This window comes from Stenotrophomonas acidaminiphila, assembly GCF_001431595.1.
GTDB classification, from domain to species: Bacteria; Pseudomonadota; Gammaproteobacteria; order Xanthomonadales; family Xanthomonadaceae; genus Stenotrophomonas; species Stenotrophomonas acidaminiphila.
Map to the genome: position 1 here is coordinate 13,846 of NZ_LDJO01000005.1, position 25,298 is coordinate 39,143.

The following is a 25,298-nucleotide window of genomic DNA, read 5'->3' on the forward strand; positions in this document are numbered from 1 at the left end:
CCATGTCGGGGAAACAGCCGGTCGAGGTACTGCTTCGCCCAGCGGTGGAGCTATACACCGTTGCCGCATGCGCGGGCGCCGCGTTTCTGTCCCTGGTGGCCCCATGGTCGCTCGCGCTGAGCCCGTCCATGGGCGTCGGCAGCGCGCTGGCGTTCGGCGCCTACGGCGCGATCCGCTACCGCGATGCCCGCGTCATCCTGCGCTACCGGCGCAACATCCGCCGCCTGCCGCGCTACGTGATGACCAGCAAGGACGTGCCGGTCAGCCAGCAGCGGCTGTTCGTGGGGCGCGGTTTCCTGTGGGAGCAGAAGCACACCCATAGGCTGATGCAGACGTACCGGCCGGAGTTCCGCCGCTACGTCGAGCCGACGCCGGCCTACCGGCTGGCTCGACGGCTGGAAGAACGATTGGAGTTCGCGCCGTTCCCGCTGTCTGGGCTGTCCGCGCTTACCGGCTGGGACGTGCCTTTCAACCCGGTGCAGCCGCTTCCGCCCGTGGGCGGCTTGCCCCGTCTGCACGGCATCGAGCCCGACGAGGTGGACGTCAGCTTGCCGCTCGGCGAGCGCGTCGGTCACTCGCTGGTGCTGGGCACCACGCGCGTCGGCAAGACCCGGCTGGCCGAACTGTTCGTGACCCAGGACATCCGGCGCGTGAACGCCGCGGGCGAGCACGAGGTGGTGATCGTCATTGACCCCAAGGGCGATGCCGATCTCCTGAAGAGGATGTACGTCGAGGCCAAGCGCGCGGGCCGCGAAGGCGAGTTCTACGTCTTTCATTTGGGCTGGCCGGACATTTCCGCGCGCTACAACGCCGTGGGGCGCTTCGGCCGCATCAGCGAGGTGGCCACCCGCGTCGCGGGGCAGCTTTCCGGCGAAGGCAACAGCGCGGCGTTCCGCGAGTTCGCCTGGCGCTTCGTCAACATCATCGCGCGCGCCCTGGTGGAACTGGGACAGCGACCGGACTACATGCTGATCCAGCGGCACGTCATCAACATCGACGCGCTGTTCATCGAGTACGCCCAGCATTACTTCGCCAAGACCGAGCCCAAGGCCTGGGAGGTGATCGTCCAGATCGAGGCCAAGCTCAACGAGAAGAACATTCCGCGCAACATGATCGGGCGCGAGAAGCGCGTGGTGGCGCTGGAGCAGTACCTCTCGCAGGCACGCAACTATGACCCGGTGCTGGATGGTCTGCGCTCTGCTGTCCGATACGACAAGACCTATTTCGACAAGATCGTCGCCAGCCTCTTGCCGCTGCTGGAGAAGCTCACCAGCGGCAAGATCGCGCAGCTCCTGGCCCCGAACTACTCCGACCTGGCCGACCCGCGCCCGATCTTCGATTGGATGCAGATCATCCGTAAGAGGGCCATCGTCTATGTGGGCCTGGATGCACTCTCCGACGCCGAGGTCGCCGCAGCGGTCGGCAACTCGATGTTCAGCGATCTCGTGTCGGTCGCCGGGCATATCTACAAGCACGGGATCGACGACGGCCTGCCGGGCGCATCGGCCGGTGCGCGCGTGCCCATCAATGTCCACGCCGACGAATTCAACGAGTTGATGGGCGACGAGTTCATTCCATTGATCAACAAGGGGGGTGGCGCAGGCCTCCAGGTCACCGCGTACACGCAGACCCTCTCGGACATCGAGGCCCGCATCGGCAACCGCGCCAAGGCCGGTCAGGTGATCGGCAACTTCAACAACCTGTTCATGCTGCGTGTGCGCGAAACCGCGACCGCTGAACTGCTGACTCGGCAACTGCCGAAGGTCGAGGTCTATACCACCACCATCGTCAGCGGCGCGACCGACAGCTCCGACATTCGCGGGGCGACGGATTTCACGTCGAACACCCAGGACCGCATCAGCATGTCCAGCGTGCCGATGATCGAGCCGTCGCACGTCGTCGGCCTGCCCAAGGGCCAGTGCTTCGCGCTGCTGCAGGGCGGCCAGCTTTGGAAAGTGCGCATGCCGCTGCCGGCCCCGGACCCGGACGAGGTGATGCCGGCAGACTTGCAGCAACTGGCCGGGTACATGCGCCAGAGCTACAGCGAAGCGACGCAGTGGTGGGAGTTCACCAGCGCCCCGGCATTGCAGGACGCAGCCTTGCCTGATGATCTGCTGGATGACGCCGCGCTAGCCGAACCGGCCGCCTTTGGCGCAGGCGATACGGATAGCGACGAGGCAGCGCCATGAGCGACGCGGCCAGCACCACCCAGCGAGAGCAGAACCGCCGTCGGGGTTTGATTATCGGCACGATAACGCTGCCATTTCGGCTGCTCGGGGTGCTGATCGGCTCGCTGCTGTTCTCGATCGTGATGGAGTGCGTCGGCATGCACCTGTTCTGGAAGGATCAGGGCTGGCGCCATTCCCAGCAGATGTTGCAGTACGAGCTGGGGCATCTGTCCAGCCACTTCACGCGCAGCGTCGTCGTACAGGAGCCGGGCCGCACGGCGCACGAACTGGTGGATACCGGCTACGAATGGGTTTTCGTGCGCTCGGGGCTGCTGGAGCGTATGAGCCAGACTGCCGAGCGTGCGCGCACGCCCAGCCAGGGGCAGACGCTCAATTTCCGCTACTACATCAGTCAGGTCTATGTCTGGGCCGAGAACTACCTGATTGCCGCGGCCTTCACCACCCTCACGTTCCTGGTGCGCCTGCTGGTTCTGGTGCTCACGCTGCCGCTGATCTTCACCGCGGCGTTCGTCGGCCTGATCGACGGTCTTGTGCGGCGGGACGTGCGCCGGTTCGGCGCGGGCCGGGAATCCGGCTTCATCTACCACCGCGCGAAGGCGAGCCTGATGCCGCTGGCCGTGCTGCCGTGGATCACGTACCTGGCCTTGCCGATCTCGGTGCATCCACTGCTGATCCTGCTGCCCAGCGCCGCCTTGCTGGGACTGGCCGTGAGCCTGACTGCGGGTAGCTTCAAGAAGTACTTATAACCACACACAGCACCGAATATCGACGTTCGGTGCATATTTAGAACCGAAAGAGATCAAGAGCTCTCCGTCCGGAGCAGCCACTCAATCTGTCGCCGTGCTGTGGAGATGATCTGTCCAAAGATTCGCTCCTCAACATCCGGCTCACGATTTCCAGTAGGAAAGTCGGCAGACCTGCCTCCACCGACCAACAAAACCTGAACAGCAGAGCCAACGTACTTTGTCAGTTCATGCCTATAGCCGATTGCCTGTACGTAATCACCGTGATTCAGCGCGTGGCTTGGCCGTTTGAATTCGATCAATAAGTACTTGCCGCTCAGATTCTCGTTGAGAAGCAGGTCAGGACGTTTGTCGGCCTTGTCTCCCGTATAGACCTTCCCAAGAACATCTTCCACTTGTCGCCGCAATGTGCTGTTTGAGCTGAACAGGGAATACTCCGGACCAAACACCCACAAGTTACGTTCCAGGGCTTTGTGCAAGACGGCCTCGGTAGTTGTTGCGTCACGAACAAGCAGTTCCAGTTGATCAAGAAAAACTTGGCGCGCTGCGGCTTGCTGAACCAGGAATGCCATCTCTGCCAAGCCAAACTCATCCAGCCGCTCGGCCACCACTGCAACGTCGCTCGAAGTTGCTTCCGCAATGTGCTCAAGAAGAATACGGTAATCGGATCGTTCCATTGCCTCCAGCAACACATTCACCACCGGCTCGACCTTGCTCTCCGGTTCGCCGTAATACTTGTCGAGGATTTTCTTGATCGCCCGATCTGCAAAAACCCTTTTGTGTTCCGGCAGCGCTGAGAGTCGAGTAAGGATCGCTTTTTGCAGTCGAGCCTGTGCAAGCTGGATCTCTTGCCGGTACTGCTGCTCATAAGCCTCCCGGAGAATGGGCTGGACGTATGCCTCAACCTCCTTCAAAAGTTCACTATTCTCAACGGCAGCATCCCAACCAGCAGTGATGTGATCGCGCAGTCCGTCCGCCTCGACTTCGCCGTAGAGCTTGCGAAGTAACTTGCGCGGGAAGTCATCCCGTTGATCCAAGCCAAAGAATCCTGGCCGCCCCACGGCCTTGCCATCCACGCGCAAGGTAATGCCAGGCTGACGCAATCCTGACTTGCCATCGCTGATAGAGAACCGCAGTTTCACCTTGCCCACATTTGGCAAGGACTGATCCTGCTCTGCATAACGCCCTGATACGTCGTCAACATCCAGACGCTTGTCGTCAACCGTGATCGCGAAGTCATCCTGCCGACCGTAATCCTGTAACAGGATCTGGCGTAGGCGGTTGGCATCCGGGTAAGCCAAACCCTGGTGCAAGTCGTTGAGCGTAATGGTTGTCCCGTGGAGTTCGGGCGCGCACGGTTCGCTGTGCAAGCTGATATCCAACTGCTCGATATCTTCAACGCGCGCAAGGTCATCCAAGCGCAGCGAAATCCGGCACAGGCGGCCGCGCGCACGCGTTTCGAGCATCATGGTGGCCGCCGCCATGAGGCCAGAAAACTTGCCGATGCCTTTTCTGCCCTTGACCGGGCGGCTCTTCCCGGCGGTACGTTCTCCGCGCCGTGAGCGGCGATCGGATGCAATGGCCAAATAATGCCGCCGCAGCTCCTCTTCGGTCATACCGCTTCCATCGTCCTCAATGACGATGGAGCCACCGCTCAGTGGCTTCGGGAGAGTGACAGATACGTGCTCGGCGTCGGCATCCCACGCGTTATCGACGAGCTCCTTCAACGCCCGCTCTGATGACGGGTATTCCTGACTCAGCAATGTGGCGAGTCGGGAATCAACCTGAAAACGCAGCTGGGCACGGCTCATATCAACGCTCCTTCAAATCAGTCCTTCACTTCGAACCGCAGGAAATCGGCCAGCCGCTTCGACTCTGCGATTTCATCGTGTGGCACCAGGATGTATTTCCACGGCTTGCCACCGACGTTTCTGGCGTGATCTGAAGCGTATTTGCACCAGCGCAATGCCGCCGCAGCCTTGGCGACGACTTCATCCGATTTCAGATCGTCGCGCTTCTTGGTCTCGGCCAGCAGGATGAACGCATCCATTTCCACCACGAAATCCGGCACGTACTCCGGCTGCTCGGTGCCGAGCTTGTAGTAGATCTGGAACTGTCCCTTCGCGGGCTTGAACCACTTGTTCGCGTCGCGTTCGAGGATGACGGCGAAGCGGCGCTCGGTGTCCGAGTCGAACTTTTGCAATGGGTAAAGGCACTTGGTGAACCCGCCGAACAGCATCTGCTTGATGCGGCCCACGTCCTCCACCGTTTCGCGGAAATGGCGCGGGGCTTGTCCCGCCGTAGCGGTGTAGTTGCAGGCTTTCAGTTCCGTGAAGCCGCGACTGACCTGCACCTCGAACTCGGTCGCTTCCTCGAAGAAGTGCGCCATCATCTGCGAGTGGATTTCCTTTGCGATGGTCTTGCGCTGCCCATTCAGCACGTTGACCGCCTCGGATTCCGAGAGGTAGCTCTGCAGGTGCCGCACCATCTGGCCCGCCAGGTCATAGAGCAGGTCGGCGTGGGTGAAGTAGTCGATGTCGTCGAAGTCCACCAGCGCGTGGACGATGTAGTCCTCCGGGCGCTGTTCTTTCAGGCCGATTTCCGCCGCCAGCGCAAATTGTTCGTTGGTGCGCAGCATCTGGCCGACGATCTCGCGCTCGCCCGGTTGCAGGCGAAGCTGGCTCACGTCCAGCAAGAACGGGCGAAAGCCGGTCGTGACCTCACCCTTGGGTACAACGGCAATGCGCGGGATGTCGATAGTCTGTCGCACCACGATCTCGGTGGTCTTGGCTACCACTTTGGTCAGATCAATCACCGGTGCCGCATCGTCCGCGCCTGCCAGCAGGTTGCCCTGCATCGGCTTCAGGCGTTCTGCCACCTCCGCTTGAATGACCTTCTGCACCTCGGGCGTGAGCAGTGCGCCACTGGTCGGCACTAGATCACGCTGCGTCTCCAGCTTGCCGATGACTTCGATCACCACGCGCGCCGCTTGCTTCTCGGCCTCGGTGGTGAACACCGGCGTCGGCGCGGGTTTTGCCTCGCCACCATCCGAGTCAGAGTAGGCAGCCGCCGAGGCTGGATCAACTGCGGGCGCGGCATCCGCCAGTCCAAGCCGCGCTGCAGCACCGGAGCCGACCTGCACGCTTACCTTCTTGTCGTCGGCACTGGGCACGTCGAGGATGATCTGCTTCAGGCGAATCGGCGAATCGCCACGGTTGGCCTCGTCGATGATCTCCTGAAACTTGTCGTGGGCAACGATGTTCAGGCGATCCACCGCCGCCACGCCGGTGCGCTTGCCATAAGGCAGGCGCAGGCCGCGCCCGATGCTCTGCTCGATCAGCGTGCGCGCGTTGGCGGCGCGCAGCGGCACGATGGTGTAGAGGTTGGTCACGTCCCAGCCCTCCTTGAGCATGTTGACGTGAATCACGATCTCGGTCGGCTCGTCCACACTCTCCACAGCCAGCAGGCGCGAAATCATCTCTTCCTCTTCCGCGCCGGTGCGGCTGGAATCGACCTGGATCACCTTGCCCGCGTAACGCCCTTCGTAGAAGGCTTCCGATTCCAGAAGTGCCAAAAGACTCGCAGCGTGCGTGGTGTCGCGTGCGATGACGAGCATGAAGGGCTTCACCGGCTTGACACCGTTCTCGCGGGCATAAGTGAGCAGCTCGACCTTCGTGGTTTCGTGCAAGCGCACGCCGTCTTCCAGCTTGGTCTTCTCCACTTCTTCCGGCGTGTGGTCGCTGGCCTTGAAGTTGCGTTGGGTGACAACCGCAGGCTCCTTGACGAAACCATCCTCCATCGCCCGCGCCAGCGGGTAGTCCATCACCACGTTCTTGAACGGCACCGGCCCCTTGCTGCTTTCGACGAACGGCGTCGCCGTTACTTCCAGGCCGAACAGCGGCTTCAGCTCGTTGATGGCACGCACGCCCGCGCTGGCGCGGTAGCGGTGCGATTCGTCCATCAACAGCACCAGATCGGGCAGGTTCGCCAAGTGGTTGAAGTAGCTGTCGCCCAGCACTTCCTTCATCCGCTTGATGCGCGGCTCCTTGCCGCCGCGCACTTCGGAGTTGATCTTGGAGATGTTGAAGATGTTGACGCGCACGTCGTGGGCGAAACCCTGCGGTTGGTCGTCCACCGCTGCGCCAGTCTGGTCGTAGTTGTCACCGGTGATGATCAGCGGTGGCTGCTGCGCAAACTCGGCAATGCCCTTGAACACGTACTTCGGCGTGTTGCGTGTGAAGTCCGTGATCAGCTTGTTGTAGATGGTCAGGTTGGGCGCGAGCACGAAGAAGTTGTTGATGCCATGCGCCAGATGCAAATAGGCGATGAACGCGCCCATCAACCGCGTCTTGCCGACGCCCGTGGCCAGCGCGAAGCACAGCGAGGGAAACTCGCGCTCAAAGTCCTCCAGCGTGGGGAACTCGGCCTTCAGCGTGGAAAGAACGGCGGCGATATCCCGCTCATGGCCCAAGAGGTCAGGCGAGGTTTCGAGCGCGCGAACCAAGCGTTTGAGAGATTCCTCCTGCGGCGGGCGCAGCGACAGACGACCGGTGACGGCGTGCAGGACACGGCTGTTCATTACTCGTTCTCCCCAAACAGACCGCCCTGATTCAAATGCGCAGCGGGCACTTTCCTGCTCTTGGTTTTCTTGTTCGCTCCGGCGGCTGCCGAGGCATCAACGGGATCGGGCTTGGCCATCGGCAGGTTCGCCACGTTGAGGCTGTAGTCGTCGTGGCCCCATTCGCAGCGGGCCAGCACCATCTTCGGAATCTTCTTCAAGGTCAGGTTCGGCCAGCGTTCTGCCGCCTTCGCCGCTGTCACGCCTCGGAAGGCAGAGCAGCAGACCAGCAGGCTCCGGTCGGAACCCACTTCGTCGGAGAGTGCCTGCAACTGGTCGGCAGACAAGTTCTGCGTGGTAACGTAGATGAAGTCGCGCTCGCTGGAGTGGCCGTGCTGCCACCACTGCACCTCGGAGGGTGCGTAGGTAAAACCTTCCACTTTCGCCAGCGCTTCGGCTAGTTGCGCGGCGTTGTATTCAGGATTGATGACCGGGTTGCCCCAGCGGTCGTTGACGATCAGGCTGGGCGCGAGGCTGTAGTAGCGGAAGCCGCCTCCGCCTTGCCAGTTCACGCTTTCCGTGACGCCGCCTTTGTCTTCACCGGCGATGACTTTCTGCAGGCGCGGAATGATGTGCGTGTGACAGTGCTCTCCCAGTTCCACCATGATCCAGCGAAGGCCCATCTTGTGCGCGACCGCGCCAGTGGTTCCAGAGCCAGCAAAGGAATCGAGGACAAGATCCCCGGGGTTAGTAGACATATCAAAAATGCGCTTCAGCATGTCTTCTGGCTTTGGAGTATCAAAAACATCTTCTCCAAACAATGTCTTTTGATGCGCCTTGGTTTGCCGTGTTGTGTCGAGGTCATTCCATATCGTTGGATAAGGCCGCGATGGACTATCCGGTGCAAACTCTCGGGTATACGGAATCCAGCCGGTTTCGCGCTTTTTCCAAATCAACTCGTTTTTTTCAATCAAATCCTCAACAGAGGTTTTCCCCATTGCCCATCGTGCCTCCCTGCCATCATCGTGAATCGGCAGTACTTCCGTTCCGTCAGGAGCGGTTAATGGAAAGAACATCGACGGACGGTCAGAGCGAAGGCTATTCTTGCCGTTCTTTTTCAAGAGACGGTCGCGATACGGTCTGTCAGATTCGGCATCTGGCTTACGGTACGCCGCCAATATCGAATCATCGTATTTCTGTCTGAATGGGCGAGATCCAGGAGTTTTCGTAAAACACAACAAATACTCGTGATCTGGCGTGATTGGTACTTTGTTATCGTTCGGGCTATCTACCTTTTTCCAGATAAACGTCGTGACGAAACAAGCTCGTCCAAACACCTCATCGCACAGCACCTTCAGGTATTGCGCTTCGTTGTCGTCAATAGTGATCCACAGCGAACCATCATCTGCTAGCAATCGCCGAATGATCTCCAGCCGGTCGCGCATCAGCCCCAGCCAAATGGAGTGTTCTAATCCATCGTCGTACTGCTTGAACGCGCTGCCTGTGTTGTAAGGCGGGTCAATGAACACGCACTTCACCTTCCCCGAGAAATCTTGCTCGAGAGCCTTCAGCGCCAGCAGGTTATCTCCGAAGATCAGCCTGTTATCGAAGATATCGTTCTCTGTAACGCGATGCTGGGCGTGGTACGACTTGTCCGGGTCTTCGAGCAGAATGCGCGGCTCCAGCTTGGGGCGCTTTTCCTTGCCGATCCATGTCAGTTCTAGTTTTTGCTTGCTCATGGCATCGCTCTCATAGTTGGGGGGCCTTGCCCGACAAGTAGTCGAGCAGGCGCTTGCGCGGATAGGCATCCGCCGCAGTATCGATATTGCGCAGAGTGGGTAGCGTTGGATCGGCGGTCAGCGCGAAATGCGTTTCCATCAGGTCGGCCATGAACGAGGCGACGCTGCCCTGATTGCGGAAGTAGGCCAGTGGCCCCTCGCCGAGCAGGCGTTGCCGCCCGAGGTCGAAGGTCTGCTGCCGCAACTCGTCGAGCGGCTGGCTGATCAAGCCGGGAATTGCTGCGGCGTCCATGACCGTCGCCGCGCCGATGCGTTGGCGCAGGCGCTTCATCATCACAGCCGTGATGACATGAGTGGCGTGGCGGTAGATCAGCTTTTCTTGGCTGCGCGCCGCCGCCTTCTGCTCGTAGTCGACCACCAGCGTGCGGATGGCCCGGTGGCACAGCACGGCGTTGAGCAGGGCCACGCCGGTCAGGGTGGCCGGGAACAGCGCCTGGTATTCGGCGGATTCCGGATTGGCCAGCCGCGCCGGTTCGCTTTTGAGCCAGACCGCGTAGCGCGGATCGTCCTGGCGCGAGGCGAGCGCGCGCAGCGCCTCGTCGAGCGAAACAGCCTGGAGGCCGGTGGCCGAGGCTTCCGGACGGTAGTGGTAGGCGAAGCCGAGATGCGCGATTTCTTGCCGCAACCGCTCCTGGTTTTCGTCCAGCGAAGCGAAGTTCGCTGTCTGCACTGGGTTCTGGTGGTTGCGCGCCTTGGTGACGCGCTTACCGAACGGGCCGTCCGCCGGGGCCTTGATCAAGGTGAGCATCACCTTGGCATCGTCGATGTTGCTGCCTGGATGCTGGGCCACGAACTCGGCGGCGGACGCGACCGTCTGCGCGCCGTTGATGATCGACAGGCCACGAACCTTGAACTTCCGGAACCCACTGCTGGGGTTCTTTCCCTTCAACTCAATCTCGTCGCAGACCGCCGTCACGCCGTTGTTGAGGTAGAAGAAGCTGCCGGGATCGTCGCGCAGGGTCGTCTTGATGGCCTTGTTGACGTCGGATCGGCTGCTGCCGAGGAAGTAGCGGATGTTGCGCTCGTACAGCGCCTTGCCCTTGTCCTTGTGCAGCGCGACCAGGTCGGTCAAACGGGCGATGCCGTAGTACGTCGTGCGCGGGTTCTCGACCTTCGCGTGCTTCTGCAAGGCGATGTCGGTATGAACCGGCGGATAGGCTTGCTCCGCCAGCAGGTCGCGGGTGATGTCGACTGCCGCGTAGTAGTCCACCTGCTTGTCGAGCCGCTCTTCGTCGAGATCATCGTCGTCCAGCAGCACTTGCAGCGCATCGATGGCCGACTGCGACACACCGTCCCCAGTGTAGGGCACGACCAGTTTGATGCGACTGCACGCATCGAGCGCGCCTTCGATCTCGGCCTTGCGGTTGTGGACGTTCCCATTGAACCCGGTGAAATCCTGCTTCAGCAGCAGCCGGATGCCGGTGCAGAACGATTGTGCTTCATCCTGCTTGAACTGCTCGGATTCCTTCAGCTTGGTTTGCAGGAGGTAGAGCGTTTCCGTGGGGGCGTGGTAGTGGATCGCATCCAGCCCCTTGTCGTTGAAATCGTCCACCACGGAAGCGGCGGCGTCCTTTGGCGTGATGTTGAGCAGCTTGTTCAGGGCGAAGGCGCTGAAGGCACGCGAGAGCTGCTTGGCAGCCTGATCCTCCGGCTTCGCCGCACCCAGGAGGGGCGGAAGGAACGGCACGAAGCGCTCCGCCAGAATCTTCTTCAGGACGGTCATGTGCTGTGGTTCAAGGGCCGCCATGTCAGTGGTACTTCCCGTAGCGGTTCTCGAATGCGGGTTTCGTCCCCTCCAAGATGGTCACGACAGCTTCGTTCAGCCCCGTGTTCTCGATGGCTCCCGATTCGTAGCGGATAGTGGAGTCCGATGCGCGGTCGAATCTTGCGTGGATGATTTGTTCGGCGTCGCACACAACCGCCAAATTGGGGTTGTGCGTGACCATGATGATCTGCCGCTGCTTTTTGGCTTCGGAGAGAACGGGAACGAGCAGACGGAACACCGTCTCGTTGTCAAGATTCTCTTCCGGCTGATCAAGAATGATGGGGGTTTTTCCCTTGTCCACCAGCAAGTAGAAGATCAGCAAGAGCGCGCCACGTTGACCAGGGGACAGTTGCTCGATCTGCGTGTCCTGGAAGAGGAGCGAGTAGCGAGGCTCAAGGAAGTTCAAGCCAAAGATGAGGTCATAGACGGCCGCGGCCGGCTGCCCCTTCTTCAGCAAACTGAATATCCCGGCATCCGAGCCGGAGGCCTTCGCCGCTGCCAAAACCTTCTCCTGCAAGGAGGCAATGAAGGCTAGCGCCCCATCCTTGCTGTTCAGGTCATGGCCATCGAACAATCTTCTGATGGTCGCCGGTGCTTCGTCCTGCCCGCGAAAGTCACCTGCGGTCTGCTTGATCAGAGCAAACAACTGGTCGGCGATGGCGTCGGCGGATGCCGCCAGCGTTGCCTGGAACTGCAGCCTGTAGTCCTCGCGTATCAGGACATTTTTCTGAATCAGGTCTTGCACCGGCTTGAACAGTTCCGCACGTGCACGCCGCTGTGCATCGAGGGTATCGAAGATTTCCCCGGACAACTGCAAACGCCTCGCTTCCAAAACCTTGAGCTGCTGCGGAAGCTCCTCGATCTGCTCGATTCTGGTTTCCAAGCCGACCTTGGTCTCAGGGTCGGTGATTGAGCCGATGAGTTCGTCGCGCTTCGTGTTCCATTCCGCAAGCTGGCGCTGGTAGGCCTCATATTGCTGTTGCGGCGCGTTCAACTTTGCGGTGAAACCTTGCTGGGTTGCAGTGGCGGAATTGAGGACTTCCGCCAGTTTTTCAGCCTCGATCTTTATCTCGCCTTGCTTCGTCGCCAACTCGGTCGATTTTTCTTCCAGAACGGCGGTCTTGATGTCGATGGCGGCAAGATCGGACCAAGCGAAGCCAAGAAGATTGAGATCGTCGGAGACGGTTTTTTCGGCTTGATCGAAAGCACGTTGCAGCAATCTCAACTGCTCACGAATATTTCCTATGGCCTTTTGACGTTTGGCCAGTTCAGTGGTCTCGCCAGCGATCTCTTGGCTGCGCTTTCTGGCAGCGTCCACCTGTTGACTTGCTGCCGCCAAGCCTTCAGCCGCTTGTTTCTGCTCGGGGCTCATAGCTTCGGTCGGCACCGCAACCTCCGCAGGCTTCAGCTTGTCGTGTTCCTCGATCTGCTTGCTCTTCAGCAGGAGCAGATCAGTGAGTTTTTTCAGTTCAATGGGTTGAAGCTGCTCCTCGATGCGAACGATGGTTGCGTTGGTCGATGTCAGTTCCTTGCGGTATTCACCCAATCGGTTCCTGAGCGATTGCTCCTGCTGCTCGGTCAACTGATCGAAGTCGAGTGCGCCAAGCCTCATTTCTTCGCTCGCATGGGAGAAGATCACTGACCTCAGCTCTTTCTCAAATGCGTTCGACTTACCCGATACGTGCTCATTGCAAAGCTCTTCGAAATAGCCCTGCGGGATGTAGCGAACAAGCTCGGCCTTCTCCTCTGAAGGTGACTCATTCAACGGCCTGGACTCGGTGCTTTCGTCTCGCCAGGTTAGCGTTCCGGTGAAGTGGCGAGCGGGCTCGCCGGTCTTGCCCCAAAAGCGATCCCTCTTCAAGAAGCTGAAGTGCTTGGACTGCTTGGAGTTGCCGAGCGTCGCGATGACATCCGCCAATGCACTCTTGCCACTTCCCTTGTTCCCAATAACGGCGACAAGATCGGGGTTCAGCAGGATGTCACAGCCATGCAGCCACCGCCCAACGCCAGCCTTGTCCCCTGTTTTGGTGATCTCGATCGACTCGATGTAGAAGGTCTTGTTGGACTCGACTTCTTGAACCTTGGGCGGCTTGTCACCAATGAAGGAGCGTTTCGCTGGCTCAAGAATGGCTTGCTTGAGGCCGTGGAACGTCGGGTCGGCTTTGATCCACGTCCTTTTCCCGGAGGGGAAGTCGCCATAGCCCCGCTTGTTGTTGTCGCCAGGTGTTCCAACGAAGCAGTGGGCGTCGCTTCCTGAGACTGCCAAGCGCGGAATATTATTCAGACCTGCTTGAAAATTCTTGAACCACTTGGCGTTGCCGGCTGTCTGCTCGCCAACAAATGCGCCACGCAGGTCGGTGTCTCGTGTCTCGAAGATCGGAGAAGTTTGAAAGAGGTTCATGGCATAGGCGTAGTGCTCTTGCCACCCAACCTCGGCCAGTCCGTCATTCGTATCAAACGGCATAAGGCCAATCGCGTGCTCGTTCGGGACCTTCCGAATCGCTTCCCTGTATGAGTCAGCGTTGATCTCCGCAATCACCGCCCCAGCAAGCAGAGCCTTCTCGTCGGAAGCATCTACATCGGCCTTTTTGAAGCCGTGATGCTTCAACTTGTCCTCGCCGACCTTCCTGGCAAGCTCTCTCAACGCAGGCTCGGAAAGTGGCCTGTCCACTAACTCAATGCGCAAGGCAGATATGAAATCCCTGAGCACCTGTTCATCGACCTCGTTCGAGAACAGTACGTGTGCATTCAGTCGCCCCTTCATTGGCGCGGCAAGCCGAAGTTCGATCCCTGGAAGGACGGTTTTTTTCAGGACGGGGGCGTCCTCGTCCTTGAGGCGCTTTCGTAGTGCAAGCCAGCCGTCAAAGGTCCAGTAATCCATGATCGCGAACACAGCCGGTTCTGCCTTGTTCATGGCTTCGATCATTTCATCGACCAGCTTCTTGCTCTTTGCAGAAGAGAGATCGACATCGAACCTATCTCCCGACCAATGAAACGATGCTGGTGTATGGACATGCAGATCCCACTGCCGCCAAATTGCACCCCGAGAAATATCTCTTTTTGTAATCATGTCAGCCCCCACTCGATAGTGAACAGCGTGCGCTCTTCCACCCGTTGATGGAGCTGCACCTCCAACTGACTGATCAAGTCGTTGCGCTGCGCTTCGACCTCATCCTGCCGATTGAACAGTTCCCGCCGCAGCTTGCTGCGCTTGCCTTCCAGTTCGCGCTGCTTCTTCTGCCATGACAGTTTTTCTTCCAGCGTGGGCGAGGTGGCTGCCGTGCGGCGAACTTCCTTGATCTCGCGGTCGATCTCCTTGATTTCTTGCTCAAGGCCGAGTTTCAGGTCATCGGCCCAGGCGTCCAACTTCTGCACTTCCTGCTCGAAGTAGCCAAGGTTGCGTTGGTTGATGTCGCGCAGCAGCTCCGTCTTGCGGGTTGCCACGTTGGCTACCAGCGTGGCGTCGCCTGCGTTATTGAACAGGCTCGCTGCCTGCGTGGTCGCGGGCAGGCGCAGCAGCTTCTCCGGGTCTTCTTCGTCCAGCGACACGCCGTCAGTAGTGGTGGCTGCAACCAAGAGATGCTGCTCCTGATTGCCCAGGGCTTCGACGACAAGCAGCTTGAGCGTGAGCCAACCAGCCTTGCCGCGATACGGCTCCAGGGTGCTGACCTTGCTGCCATAGCCTTCATAATCGAACACCAGCTTGGCCCCATCGAGCGTGCGGGTCTTGGCCTGCTGCGCGATCCACAGCGCCAGCGGATGATTGATGCGGTACAGGTGCGCGTCACCGGAGCGGCGTGGCAGTTCGTAGCGCCCCAGTTCGATGCCTTCAATGCTGCTGCCTTCGATGCCATCCGGCGCGCGCCACAGGTGAAAGCCGTCGTCATCGAAGCTGGCGCAATCGCCCAACTCTGCCCGACTCAAGTCCATCAGCATCCGCTCGAAGCGGCTGCGGGCGCTGCGGCTGTCCTCGGCGCGGACGCGGAGTTTGTCCTGCACTTCCTCATCGAAGTTCTCCAGCAAAATCTGTCGGGTCTTGACCATCGCTTCGCTGATCTCGCCGGAGAGGTCGAGTTGGAGCTGTTCGAAGCTGGCCTTGATTTCGCTCGGGTTGCGGCAGTTCTGATAGATGTCAGCGATGCGGCGTTCAAAGTCCACGCCGGAGCCAATCGTGCCCAGCACTTCATCGCTGGCCCCGAACACGCCGTCGAACAGTTGGAATTTCTGCTCCAGCAGTTCGTACACGCGGGCGTCGGCCTCGTTGCTGCGATCCACGAAGTTGACCACTACCACGTCGTGCTTCTGCCCATAGCGGTGGCAGCGCCCAATGCGCTGCTCAATGCGCTGCGGGTTCCACGGCAGGTCGTAGTTGATGACCAGTGAGCAGAACTGCAGGTTGATGCCTTCCGCGCCCGCTTCGGTGGCAATCATCACCGTGCCGCGTTCCTTGAAGTGCTCGACCAGTGCGGCGCGCGTGTCGGCGGTCTTGGAGCCGGTGATGTGGTCAGTGCCTTCGTGGCGTTTGAGCCAGTCCTTGTAGATGGCCTGCGCGCGGGCGTCGCTGTTGGTGCCGTTGAAGAGGACGATGCCGTCGCCGTAGGACGTGTCCGCCAGCAGGCTCAGTAGGTAATCCTGCGTGCGCCTGGATTCGGTGAAGATGATGGCCTTCTTGGCCGCGCCCAGCCGATTCAGTTCGGCGAATGCTTTGTCCAAGGCCGTGAGTAGCGCCTTGCCTTTGGCGTTGTCGCGGATACTGGTGGCCAGCGTTTTGAAGTGGCGCAGCTCGTCGATCTCGTTGGAGATGGCGGTGCGCTCCTCTTGGCTAGGCCCGGCCGCATCCGCTGCCGGGTCGTCCTCGCCGTCGGCGAAATCCTCTGCGCCGCTTTCGTCAGCAACCTCATCGAGCGACTCGTAGTCCTCGTCCAGCTCGTCCGTCAGATCGACCACCGGCGATGCATCGAGCACGCCTTGCAGGCGCTTGGCCATCGTTTCCAGCGCGCCCGCAATGGCGTGCGTGCTGGACGCGAGCAGCTTCCACAAGACGAGGGAGATCAGTTGCCGCTGGCTTTGCGGCAGCGCTTGCAGGTTGGGGCGGCGCAGGTAGTCGGCGACGAGGCGGGACAGTTCCTGCTCCTCGTTTGACGGGGTGAATTCCTGCACGATGGCCTTGCGCGCCGTGTAGGAGACGTAAGGCTGCACCTGCTTGCGCAGGGTGCGTTTGCAGACGGTGGCCAGCCGTTCGCGCAATGCTCCGAAGGCTTGATCGCGCCCGCTGGAGGTGAATTGCGCGCGGAAGCTGTCAAGGTCGCCGAATACACGATCATCGATAATGCTGACGAGACCATAGAGTTCCACCAGCGAGTTCTGCAAGGGTGTGGCCGTGAGCAGCACCTTGGAATGGACGTGCGCCATTGCGTCCTTGAGCGTCTTGGCGATGACGTTGCTGGTCTTGTAGACGTTGCGCAGGCGATGGGCCTCGTCCAAGACGACCAAGTCCCACTCGATTTCCTTGATATCTTTGGCCTTGGCCTTGGCGAACTGATAGGAGCAGATGATCGGGCCGGATTCCGACAGAAAGGGGGCCTGCTGCCCCTGTTTGCGGGCCGCGTTGTAACTCTTGGCTTCGAGGATTAGCCCCTGCAGACTGAACTTGTCCTGCAGTTCCTGATGCCACTGCTTGCGCAGGTTGGCCGGGACGATGATGAGCACCTTGCGCCGTCTCTCCGCCCAGCGCTGTGAAATCACCAAGCCTGCCTCGATGGTTTTGCCAAGACCCACTTCGTCGGCCAGTATGACGCCACGCGAAAGCGGGTTGCGGCAGGCAAAAAGGGCGGCGTCAACCTGATGCGGGTTGAGATCGACCTGCGAATCGACCAGTGTCGAGGCCAGCGATTCAACGGTGTCGCCCGCCGCGCGACGGGTGAGCAGCCACGCGACGTACTGGCTTTGATACGGCGTCAAAGGTTGCTGCGTCGTCAACGGTGATTCTCCCCTTGTCCTGTCCCGGACTTGATGTGGTGGCAAGTGTGGCAAAAACTCACTCAAGCCCCCGGCTTCTGCTTGTTGGTGCTTTCGGCAATCCAGCGCTCAAGATCAGAACGACAGAAGCGCCAGGTTCCCCCCAGCTTGAACGCGGGAATCTCTCCCTTTTGAGCCAGGCGATAGACCGTCCTTTTTCCTGCTTTGAGGTAAACCGCCACCTCTTCAAGTGTGAGGATTTCGTTTTCGGCATCAGTCATCTGCAAACCTTCTCGGTTGGTCTTTCATAGCCTTAGTTTGCCAAGTCTGCTCAATTCTACTAACGAACACTTGTTGCAGGCCACTATTCAGTTGGCGAGTTTCGAAGCTCTCGATAACCCGGTTACCGCGCAGTTCCTATTGTTTGCAGCATGAAGTCGCCCTGATCTCCACGATCAAGCCATTGCTGATCACACAGGAATGGCGCGATGTTGGCTCCGGTCTGGCAGCGCGCCGCGCATCGCGGCGTGCCCATTTTTCTCGTGACGGCCCTGCTGCTGGGTCAGTCCCCGATGGCGTTGGCCGAGTCCCCCGCACAGCGCCAGGAGCTGGTCGCCGCGCTGCGCCAGCTCGATGCGCTGGAGCGCACCGTAGCCGACAGCGCCGCGCGTGCCCCCATCCAGCCGGGCGAGCGCTACCACTTCGATTACCCGCGGCTGCTGGCTGACCTGGCGCGCGTGCGCGCCGGCATCCAGGCCCATCTCACACCGTCGCGTGCCCAGCCGCGCGACCCCTCCGAACTGGCCGGCGACTACCGCACCGAGCGGGCCGCCTCGCCATCGCCGACGACTACGGAAGCCAAGCAATGAACGGCGCCCAGGTCTCGGCATTTCAAGCCAACAGCGGCATCGCACCTTCGGCGATGGCGACCGTCCTGGTCGGCGTCGTGTTCGCGGTCCTGCTCGTGTGGGGCGTCTGGGCCATCCGAACGGCCTACGTGGGGTGGTCCGAGAGCCGCCTCAACCAACGCCAGTTCCTCGGAGTCTGCATCCGCTTCGTCGCGATGTACCTCGTCCTGAGCTTCTTCCTCCTCTCCTGACCTGAAAGGCACGACCATGCAAAACCGCATCCTCCATTCCCGTCTTGCCCAGCGCGCCGCTGTGGCACTGGGCGCCGCCGCGCTGCCCGCGCTGTCGTTTGCGCAAGGCTTGCCGCAGTTGGAGAACCCGACCCGCGGCACCGGCAACGGCATCATGGAAACGATCAGGAACTACGGCTACGACATCATCATGCTCGTGGCGCTCCTGGTCGTGGCGTCGATGTTTATCGGCGTCTGCTACCACGCCTACGGGACCTACGCGGAAATCCACACCGGCCGCAAGACCTGGGGCCAGTTCGGCCTCACCGTCGCGATCGGTGCCGTGCTGCTCGTGATCGGCATCTGGTTGCTCACCGAAGCCACCGGCATCCTGTAAGGCGAGGCCGGTATGTCCGAGCAGCAGCACGTCCGTGCGGACGGGACGGTCACGTTCCTTCCGCACCGGCTCAACCGCCATCCCGTTGTTGTGCGCGGCCTGACCGCCGACGAGCTGTGGATCTGCTGCGGCCTGTCCGGCGCCGCCGGCCTGCTGGTCGGCGCGCCGCTGTCCTGGGCGTTCCGCACGATCGCCATCGCGCCGACGTTCGTCGTCCTGGGTGTGGCCCTGGGCGTCTTCATCGGCGGCGGCATCCTGCGCCGGCTCAAGCGCGGGCGTCCCGACACCTGGCTGTACCGGCAACTGCAATGGCGCATCGCCACGCGCCATCCGCTGATGGCGGGCTGGGTGAGCGGCCACGTGCTGATCTCGCGCTCCGGCTTCTGGACCACCCGAAGGTCTGCCTCAAGGGGGACACGATGAGCCGCTTCAAGAACGAGATCACCCACCTGCAGGCGCACATCAAGACGCTTCGCCTGGGTGCTGGCGCGCTTGTCATCGTCGCCCTAGTCATGGGCGGTGGATGGTGGAGCGCGCCGCGCGACCTGACCATCCACGTCCCGCCCGACCTGCGCTCCGGCAGTACCCGCAAGTGGTGGGAAGTGCCGCCCGAATCGGTCTATGCGTTCACGTTCTACGTGTTCCAGACCCTCAATCGCTGGCCGACGAACGGCGAAGAGGACTACCCGCGCAACCTCCATACGCTCTCGCCGTATCTCACCCCGTCCTGCCAGGCCTTCCTGCGCGCGGACTACGACTACCGCCGCAGCACGGGCGAACTGCGCCAGCGCGTGCGCGGGATTTATGAAATCCCCGGCCGCGGCTACGGCGACGACCCCACGGCGCGCGTGCGCGTGGTCTCTGACCGCGACTGGGTGGTGACGCTCGACATCACCGCCGACGAGTACTACGGCGCCGAGCAGGTCAAGCGCGCGCTCGTGCGCTACCCGGTGAAGGTCACGCGGGTGGACGTCGATCCCGCCCGCAACCCGTTCGGCCTGGCGCTGGACTGCTACGACGGTGCGCCCCAGCGCATCAGCGCCCCGGAGCCGACGCGCCCGGCGCCTGGCGGCCTGTCTCCGCAAGCGCCCCAAGGAGGAAACACCCCATGAAGCATCCTGTACTCGTGCTGCTGGGGCTGCTGGCCGCGGCCGCGGCACCCGTCTCCCATGCTGTGGAGATTCTGCGCTGGGAGCGCATGCCGCTGGCGGTGCCGCTGAAGGTCGGCCAGGAGCGCATCGTGTTCATCGACCGGAACGTCCGCGTGGGCGTGCCTGCGGGCGTGGGCGAACGCCTGCGCGTGCAGAGCGCGGGTGGCGCGGTGTACCTGCGGGCCAGCGAGCCGATCGAGCCCACACGGCTGCAATTGCAGGACGCCGACACGGGCGCGCTGATCCTGCTCGACATCGCGGCCGAGCCGCCCAAGGACGGCGAAGCCGAGCTGGAGCCGGTGCGCATCGTCGAGGGCAGCAGCACCCTGACGCGCTATGGCGATCAGGCAGGCGGTGCCGATGAGGCCCCGGCGCGCGCCCAGGGCCAGGCAGTCGCTCGGGCTGCGCGGCGCGAGACGCCGATTCCGGTCGTCCTGACGCGCTTCGCTGCGCAGAACCTCTACGCGCCCCTGCGCACCGTGGAGCCGCTGCCCGGCGTCATGCGGGTGAACCTGCGCCGCGACCTCGACCTCGGCACGCTGATCCCGACGCTGCCGGTGCGCGCGGTCGCGCTCGCGTCGTGGCGTCTGGAAGACCAGTGGGTCACCGCCGTGCGTCTGATCAACAGCAGCAGCGGCTGGGTCACGCTCGACCCGCGCGTTCTGCAAGGCGATTTCCTCACCGCCACCTTCCAGCACGAAGCGCTCGGCCCCCGCGGGACGCCCGAGGACACGACCGTCCTGTACCTGGTGACGCGCGGGCGCGGCCTGGCGCAGTCAGTGCTGCCGGCGATCCACCGCTTCGACCCGGCTGCGCACCTGCCACAGCCGGAAGCTGAAGCCGGCGACGGCAAGGAGACCCGCCATGCGCAGTAACGGCTTGCTCAAGTGGCTGATGATCCCGGTCGCCTTGCTGGTGCTGTTCGTTGCCATCCGGCTGTTCTCCGGCGGAAGCACGTCGGCACCGCCCGCCGCGGATGCCGGCTCCAAGCTCACGCCGGAGGAAATGAAGGCGTTGGGCATCGAAGGCGATACCCCCCGCGATACCGTGGCAACGCTCGTCGCCCAAGTGAAGCAGTTGCGCACCGAGCTTCAGACCGCGCTGACCGACAACAAGTCGCAGCGCGAGGAAAACCAGCGGCTGCGCCAGCGCGAGAACTCCATCGATCAGCGCATCAATTCGGCCCTCGAATCCGAGCGCTCGAACCTGCGCCGCGACCAGGAACAGGCGGCCAGTGCGCGCCAGCAGACCGAAGGGCTGCTCGCCGACCTGCAGCGGCGTCTGGACAGCATCGGCGGGCGCGGCGGCGGCCATGCCGATCTGCCCGTGGGCCTGGGGCTGCGCGATGGCGACGAGGCCGGCATGGAAGGCGGCATGCGCTGGGTCGAACCGGATGATGCGAAGAAGGCCGAGGGCCGCAACAACGGTCGTGGCGCGGGCAGCGGCATGAGCTTCCCGACGAGCTTCGGCCCGGCGCAAAGCACGCTGGAAACCACCGCGGAAACCGTGGCGAACGCCGGCGCACGTACGGCAGGCGTCAAGAGCGCCAAGCCGGTCTATACCGTGCCGACCAACTCGACACTGATGGGGTCGGTCGCGATGACGGCGCTGATCGGCCGCGTGCCGATCGACGGGACGGTGAACGATCCGTACCCCTTCAAGGTGCTGGTCGGGCCGGACAACCTCACGGCCAATGGCATCGACATTCCCGACGTGGCCGGTGCCGTGTTCAGCGGAACCGCCTCGGGCGACTGGACGCTTTCATGCGTGCGCGGTCAGGTGCGGAGCATCACCTTCGTCTTCCACGACGGCACGATCCGCACGATCCCCGAAGACCGCGAAGGCAATCAGCAGAACAACCAGCAGCGCGACGGCCTGGGCTGGATCAGCGACCCGCACGGCATCCCCTGCGTCAGCGGCGAGCGGCGCAGCAACGCCCAGCAGTACCTCGGCTCCCAGGCCCTGATCACCGCGGCCGGCGCCGGCGTGGCCTCGCTCATCGAAAGCGACAGCGGCCGCATGTCCTACGTCGGCCCGGACGGCGCCATCGGCACCGTGGGCATCAGCGGCCAGGAAGCAGTCGGCCAGATCCTCGCGGGCGGCGTGCGGGACATGTCGGCCTGGGTCAACAAGCTCTATGGCCAGGCCTTCGCCGCCGTGTATGTGCAGCCTGGCGCCAAGGTCGCCGTCCACCTCGAAAAGCCGCTCGCCATCGATCACGACCCCGAAGGCAGGCGCGTCGATCACCGTGCAGGAGAAAGCCATGCGCTCGAACTCGATTAAGGGCCTCGCGCTGGCCCTCGCCGTCGTCGTGCTCGGCGGCTGCGCCACCAGCAAGGAAGAGCTGCTGACCCATAGCGACCGCACCATGATGGACGTCTGGCAGCAGGAAACGGGTGGCGGCGGCAGTGGCACCGGCCAGGTCGCCCGCCGGCAGTTGCTCGACGCGCGCCAGAGCCTGCGCCGGCCGCTGACCGACGCCAATGTGCAGGCCGCGCCCGCCGAGCAGATGCGCTACACGCGCACGGCGCAGAGCGAGGTCTATCGCCAGTTCCAGCGCCTGCCCAATCCCGATCTCGTCATGTACGTGTACCCGCACCTGGCGGGCACGGACCCCGTGCCGGTTCCGGGCTACACGACGGTCTTCCCGCTGTACCAGCGCGTGCAGTACGCCATGCCCGGTGAACGGCTGGAGGACTATTGATGCGCTGGAAACTTCCCTGGCCGAAGCTGGCCGCATCCGGCACCGGCGACGAAGAGAAGCCGGACGGCTGGCAGCGCCACGTCGAGGCCTTGCGCCAGGCCGGCGTCCCCGAACCCGGTGCAGCGGTCCAGGGCCGCAGGCCGGCGACGGTAGCCGACGAGCAGGCGCTGTACGACGTCGCACCGTCGTTCGCGGAACTGCTGCCTTGGGTGGAGTTCCTGCCGCAGTCGAAGTCCATGCTGCTGGAGGATGGGCAGTCGGTCGCTGCCTTCTACGAGCTGGTGCCGCTGGGCACCGAGGGCCGGGAACCCGGCTGGCTCGCGCATGCCCGCGACGCCTTGGAGAACGCGCTCCAGGACTCATTCGATGAGCTGGACGAAAACCCCTGGGTGCTCCAGCTCTACGCCCAGGACGAGCCCAGCTTCGACCAGTACATGCAGACCCTGCGCGACTACGTGCAGCCGCGCGCCCGCGATACCGCGTTCACCGAGTTCTACCTGCGCTTCTTCGGCCACCACCTGCGCGCGGTCGCCAAGCCGGGCGGCCTGTTCGAGGACACGGTGGTCACGCGGCTGCGCTGGCGCGGCCAGACGCGGCGGGTGCGCATGGTGATCTATCGCCGTGCCACCGGGCAGGCAAGCCGCCGCGGCCAGACGCCCGAGCAGATGCTGAACATCGTTTGCGACCGCCTGTGCGGCGGCCTGGCGAACGCCGGCATCCAGGCACGGCGCATGGTCGCAGCCGACGTCCACGACTGGCTGCTGCGCTGGTTCAATCCGCGCCCCGCGATGCTCGGGCCGAGTGCAGAGGACCGGGAGCGCTTCTACGCGCTGGCGCGCTACCCCGACGAGGCCGAGGACGGCGAAATCGAGCTGGCGAGCGGGCGGGATTTCAGCCAACGCCTGTTCTTCGGCCAGCCGCGCTCCGACGTGGCGCACGGCACCTGGTACTTCGACGGCATGCCGCACCGGGTTCTGATCACCGACCGTTTGCGCATGCCGCCTGGCACCGGACACCTGACCGGTGAGACCCGCAAAGGCGATGCCATCAACACGCTGTTCGACCAGATGCCAGAAGACACCTTGATGTGTCTTACCATGGTCGCCACGCCGCAGGATGTGCTGGAAGCGGATCTCAACCACCTGGCGAAGAAGGCCGTGGGCGAGACGCTGGCGTCGGAACAGACGCTCAAGGACGTGCAGGAAGCTCGCTCGCTGATCGGCAGCGCGCACAAGCTCTACCGCGGGACGCTGGCGTTCTACTTGCGGGGGCGTGACGAAGCCGAGCTAGACCGGCGCGGCCTGGACCTGGCGAACGTGATGCTCAACGCCGGCTTGCAGCCGGTGCGCGAGGACGACGAGGTGGCGCCGCTCAACAGCTACCTGCGCTGGCTGCCGTGCTGCTACAACCCCGGCCAGGACCGGCGCAAGTGGTACACCCAACTGATGTTTGCCCAGCACGCGGCGAACCTGGCGCCGGTGTGGGGCCGTGCCCAGGGCACGGGGCACCCCGGCATCACGATGTTCAATCGCGGTGGCGGGCCGATCACCTTCGACCCGCTCAACCGCCTGGACCGGCAGATGAACGCCCATCTGTTCCTGTTCGGCCCTACCGGCTCGGGCAAGTCAGCGACCCTCAACAACCTCTTGAACCAGGTCACGGCCATCTACCGGCCGCGGCTGTTCATCGTGGAGGCCGGGAACTCCTTCGGCCTGTTCGCAGACTTCGCCCGGCGCCTGGGCCTGACCGTGAACCGCGTCAAGCTGGCTCCTGGCTCGGGCATCAGCCTCGCGCCATTCGCCGATGCGCGCCGGCTGATCGAAACGCCGAGCGACGTGCAGACCCTCGATGCCGATGCGCTGGACGAGGACCTGCCGCCGGATGCTTCGGCCATGGAGGCGGACGAGCAGCGCGACGTGCTCGGCGAACTGGAGATCACGGCACGGCTGATGATCACCGGAGGCGAGGACAAGGAAGAAGCCCGGATGACGCGCGCAGACCGCTCGCTGATCCGCCAGTGCATCCTCGACGCCGCCGAGCACTGCGTGGCCGAGAAGCGCACGGTGCTCACGCGCGACGTGCGCAACGCGCTGCGCGCTCGGGGCCAGGACCCGACGCTACCCGAGATGCGCCGCGTGCGGCTGATGGAGATGGCGGACGCGATGGACATGTTCTGCCAAGGCACCGACGGCGAGATGTTCGACCGCGATGGCTCTCCGTGGCCCGAGGCAGACATCACCCTGGTCGATCTGGCGACCTACGCGCGGGAGGGCTACAACGCGCAGCTCTCCATCGCATACATCAGCCTGATCAGCACGGTGAACAACATCGCCGAACGAGACCAGTACCTGGGCCGGCCTATCGTCAACGTCACAGACGAAGGACACATCATCACCAAAAATCCATTGCTTGCGCCCTACGTGGTCAAGATCACAAAAATGTGGCGCAAGCTCGGGGCCTGGTACTGGCTGGCTACACAAAATATCGACGATCTGCCGCGCGCTGCAGAGCCCATGCTCAACATGATCGAGTGGTGGATCTGTCTCAGCATGCCCCCCGATGAGGTCGAGAAGATCGCGCGGTTCCGCGAACTTTCGCCCGCGCAGAAGGCGCTGATGCTGTCGGCACGCAAAGAAGCGGGGAAATTCACCGAGGGCGTCATCCTCTCCAAGAGCATGGAAGTGCTGTTCCGCGCCGTGCCGCCGAGCCTGTACCTCGCGCTCGCGCAGACCGAACCCGAAGAGAAGGCCGAGCGATACCAGCTCATGCAGCAGTACGGCTGCACCGAACTCGAAGCCGCCTTCCGGGTCGCCGAGAGGATCGACCAAGCGCGCGGCATCGAGTCGCCGGCCTTGGAACTGTCGTAAGCCGGAGAGTGCCATGGAGCAGAAACGTCCTTCCATCCCGATGCAGGTCCAAGCGTTCCGTCGCCGCCACGTGCGGCCCCGCTGGCCTT

18 protein-coding genes are annotated in these 25,298 nt (G+C 62.5%); 11 read left to right on the top strand and 7 right to left on the bottom strand.

Features of this window, described 5'->3' with window-relative positions:
• The first annotated feature begins 2 nt into the window (after positions 1–2).
• Both traD and ABB33_RS00860 read left to right on the top strand, forming a co-directional pair.
• Positions 3–2,189 (top strand): type IV conjugative transfer system coupling protein TraD, encoded by a 2,187-nt coding sequence (traD, locus tag ABB33_RS00855; protein ID WP_023095499.1) that lies wholly within the window; start codon positions 3–5, stop codon positions 2,187–2,189.
• Positions 2,186–2,935: a TIGR03747 family integrating conjugative element membrane protein gene (locus ABB33_RS00860; protein WP_023095498.1), complete on the top strand. Its 750-nt coding sequence runs from the start codon at positions 2,186–2,188 to the stop codon at positions 2,933–2,935. The genes traD and ABB33_RS00860 overlap by 4 nt, the downstream gene beginning before the upstream one ends.
• A 53-nt stretch (positions 2,936–2,988) precedes the next feature.
• Here ABB33_RS00860 and ABB33_RS00865 read toward each other — a convergent pair whose 3' ends face one another.
• The 7 genes from ABB33_RS00865 to ABB33_RS18000 form a co-directional block, all read right to left on the bottom strand.
• Positions 2,989–4,743: an ATP-binding protein gene (locus ABB33_RS00865; protein WP_023095497.1), complete on the bottom strand. Its 1,755-nt coding sequence runs from the start codon at positions 4,741–4,743 to the stop codon at positions 2,989–2,991.
• Positions 4,744–4,760: 17 nt separating this feature from the next.
• Complete coding sequence (locus ABB33_RS00870) at positions 4,761–7,511, bottom strand: DEAD/DEAH box helicase family protein (RefSeq protein ID WP_056930803.1); 2,751 nt, start codon at positions 7,509–7,511, stop codon at positions 4,761–4,763.
• On the bottom strand, positions 7,511–9,229 hold the full coding sequence (locus ABB33_RS00875; protein WP_023095495.1) for a site-specific DNA-methyltransferase: 1,719 nt from the start codon (positions 9,227–9,229) through the stop codon (positions 7,511–7,513). The genes ABB33_RS00870 and ABB33_RS00875 overlap by 1 nt, the downstream gene beginning before the upstream one ends.
• Before the next feature lie 10 nt (positions 9,230–9,239).
• The gene (locus ABB33_RS00880; protein WP_225546711.1) at positions 9,240–11,012 is read right to left on the bottom strand and encodes an AIPR family protein; all 1,773 of its coding nucleotides are present in this window, start codon (positions 11,010–11,012) and stop codon (positions 9,240–9,242) included.
• A 25-nt stretch (positions 11,013–11,037) separates the two neighbouring features.
• Positions 11,038–14,124, bottom strand: a complete 3,087-nt coding sequence (locus ABB33_RS00885) for a TrlF family AAA-like ATPase (protein WP_033999115.1) — start codon at positions 14,122–14,124, stop codon at positions 11,038–11,040.
• Positions 14,121–17,033 (bottom strand): SNF2-related protein, encoded by a 2,913-nt coding sequence (locus ABB33_RS00890; RefSeq protein WP_033999112.1) that lies wholly within the window; start codon positions 17,031–17,033, stop codon positions 14,121–14,123. Before ABB33_RS00890 ends, ABB33_RS00885 begins: the two co-directional genes overlap by 4 nt.
• A gap of 62 nt (positions 17,034–17,095) precedes the next feature.
• The gene (locus tag ABB33_RS18000; RefSeq protein ID WP_023095491.1) at positions 17,096–17,293 is read right to left on the bottom strand and encodes a helix-turn-helix domain-containing protein; all 198 of its coding nucleotides are present in this window, start codon (positions 17,291–17,293) and stop codon (positions 17,096–17,098) included.
• A gap of 207 nt (positions 17,294–17,500) precedes the next feature.
• On the opposite strand from ABB33_RS18000, the gene ABB33_RS00895 reads away from it, so the two are divergent.
• The 9 genes from ABB33_RS00895 to ABB33_RS00935 are packed head-to-tail and all read left to right on the top strand — an operon-like array spanning position 17,501 to position 25,209.
• A complete protein-coding gene (locus ABB33_RS00895; RefSeq protein ID WP_033999109.1) occupies positions 17,501–17,881 on the top strand; it encodes an integrative conjugative element protein, RAQPRD family in 381 nt (126 codons plus the stop codon).
• A complete protein-coding gene (locus ABB33_RS00900) occupies positions 17,878–18,111 on the top strand; it encodes a TIGR03758 family integrating conjugative element protein (RefSeq protein ID WP_003050225.1) in 234 nt (77 codons plus the stop codon). The genes ABB33_RS00895 and ABB33_RS00900 overlap by 4 nt, the downstream gene beginning before the upstream one ends.
• Before the next feature lie 16 nt (positions 18,112–18,127).
• The gene (locus ABB33_RS00905; RefSeq protein ID WP_023095489.1) at positions 18,128–18,487 is read left to right on the top strand and encodes a TIGR03745 family integrating conjugative element membrane protein; all 360 of its coding nucleotides are present in this window, start codon (positions 18,128–18,130) and stop codon (positions 18,485–18,487) included.
• A gap of 12 nt (positions 18,488–18,499) precedes the next feature.
• Positions 18,500–18,910 carry a TIGR03750 family conjugal transfer protein gene (locus tag ABB33_RS00910; protein ID WP_023095488.1) on the top strand — a complete coding sequence of 137 codons (411 nt, stop codon included), beginning with the start codon at positions 18,500–18,502 and terminating at the stop codon, positions 18,908–18,910.
• Positions 18,907–19,599, top strand: coding sequence for a PFL_4703 family integrating conjugative element protein (locus ABB33_RS00915; RefSeq protein WP_003821110.1), 693 nt, complete (start codon positions 18,907–18,909; stop codon positions 19,597–19,599). The genes ABB33_RS00910 and ABB33_RS00915 overlap by 4 nt, the downstream gene beginning before the upstream one ends.
• The gene (locus ABB33_RS00920) at positions 19,596–20,513 is read left to right on the top strand and encodes a TIGR03749 family integrating conjugative element protein (RefSeq protein ID WP_033999106.1); all 918 of its coding nucleotides are present in this window, start codon (positions 19,596–19,598) and stop codon (positions 20,511–20,513) included. The genes ABB33_RS00915 and ABB33_RS00920 overlap by 4 nt, the downstream gene beginning before the upstream one ends.
• Positions 20,503–21,921 (top strand): TIGR03752 family integrating conjugative element protein, encoded by a 1,419-nt coding sequence (locus ABB33_RS00925; protein WP_033999105.1) that lies wholly within the window; start codon positions 20,503–20,505, stop codon positions 21,919–21,921. The genes ABB33_RS00920 and ABB33_RS00925 overlap by 11 nt, the downstream gene beginning before the upstream one ends.
• A complete protein-coding gene (locus tag ABB33_RS00930) occupies positions 21,902–22,342 on the top strand; it encodes a TIGR03751 family conjugal transfer lipoprotein (RefSeq protein ID WP_033999104.1) in 441 nt (146 codons plus the stop codon). Before ABB33_RS00925 ends, ABB33_RS00930 begins: the two co-directional genes overlap by 20 nt.
• A complete protein-coding gene (locus tag ABB33_RS00935) occupies positions 22,342–25,209 on the top strand; it encodes a conjugative transfer ATPase (RefSeq protein WP_056930805.1) in 2,868 nt (955 codons plus the stop codon). Before ABB33_RS00930 ends, ABB33_RS00935 begins: the two co-directional genes overlap by 1 nt.
• Positions 25,210–25,298: the final 89 nt, after the last annotated feature.

Coding starts and splice junctions, on each gene's coding strand:
- ABB33_RS00880 (WP_225546711.1), bottom strand. CDS start 11,012: ATGACCGTCCTGAAGAAGATTCTGGCGGAGCGCTTCGTGCCGTTCCTT.
- ABB33_RS00885 (WP_033999115.1), bottom strand. CDS start 14,124: ATGATTACAAAAAGAGATATTTCTCGGGGTGCAATTTGGCGGCAGTGG.
- ABB33_RS18000 (WP_023095491.1), bottom strand. CDS start 17,293: ATGACTGATGCCGAAAACGAAATCCTCACACTTGAAGAGGTGGCGGTT.
- ABB33_RS00920 (WP_033999106.1), top strand. CDS start 19,596: ATGAAGCATCCTGTACTCGTGCTGCTGGGGCTGCTGGCCGCGGCCGCG.
- ABB33_RS00930 (WP_033999104.1), top strand. CDS start 21,902: ATGCGCTCGAACTCGATTAAGGGCCTCGCGCTGGCCCTCGCCGTCGTC.
- ABB33_RS00900 (WP_003050225.1), top strand. CDS start 17,878: ATGAACGGCGCCCAGGTCTCGGCATTTCAAGCCAACAGCGGCATCGCA.
- ABB33_RS00865 (WP_023095497.1), bottom strand. CDS start 4,743: ATGAGCCGTGCCCAGCTGCGTTTTCAGGTTGATTCCCGACTCGCCACA.
- ABB33_RS00935 (WP_056930805.1), top strand. CDS start 22,342: ATGCGCTGGAAACTTCCCTGGCCGAAGCTGGCCGCATCCGGCACCGGC.
- ABB33_RS00895 (WP_033999109.1), top strand. CDS start 17,501: ATGTTGGCTCCGGTCTGGCAGCGCGCCGCGCATCGCGGCGTGCCCATT.
- ABB33_RS00860 (WP_023095498.1), top strand. CDS start 2,186: ATGAGCGACGCGGCCAGCACCACCCAGCGAGAGCAGAACCGCCGTCGG.
- ABB33_RS00915 (WP_003821110.1), top strand. CDS start 18,907: ATGAGCCGCTTCAAGAACGAGATCACCCACCTGCAGGCGCACATCAAG.
- ABB33_RS00925 (WP_033999105.1), top strand. CDS start 20,503: ATGCGCAGTAACGGCTTGCTCAAGTGGCTGATGATCCCGGTCGCCTTG.
- ABB33_RS00875 (WP_023095495.1), bottom strand. CDS start 9,229: ATGAGCAAGCAAAAACTAGAACTGACATGGATCGGCAAGGAAAAGCGC.
- ABB33_RS00870 (WP_056930803.1), bottom strand. CDS start 7,511: ATGAACAGCCGTGTCCTGCACGCCGTCACCGGTCGTCTGTCGCTGCGC.
- ABB33_RS00905 (WP_023095489.1), top strand. CDS start 18,128: ATGCAAAACCGCATCCTCCATTCCCGTCTTGCCCAGCGCGCCGCTGTG.
- traD (WP_023095499.1), top strand. CDS start 3: ATGTCGGGGAAACAGCCGGTCGAGGTACTGCTTCGCCCAGCGGTGGAG.
- ABB33_RS00910 (WP_023095488.1), top strand. CDS start 18,500: ATGTCCGAGCAGCAGCACGTCCGTGCGGACGGGACGGTCACGTTCCTT.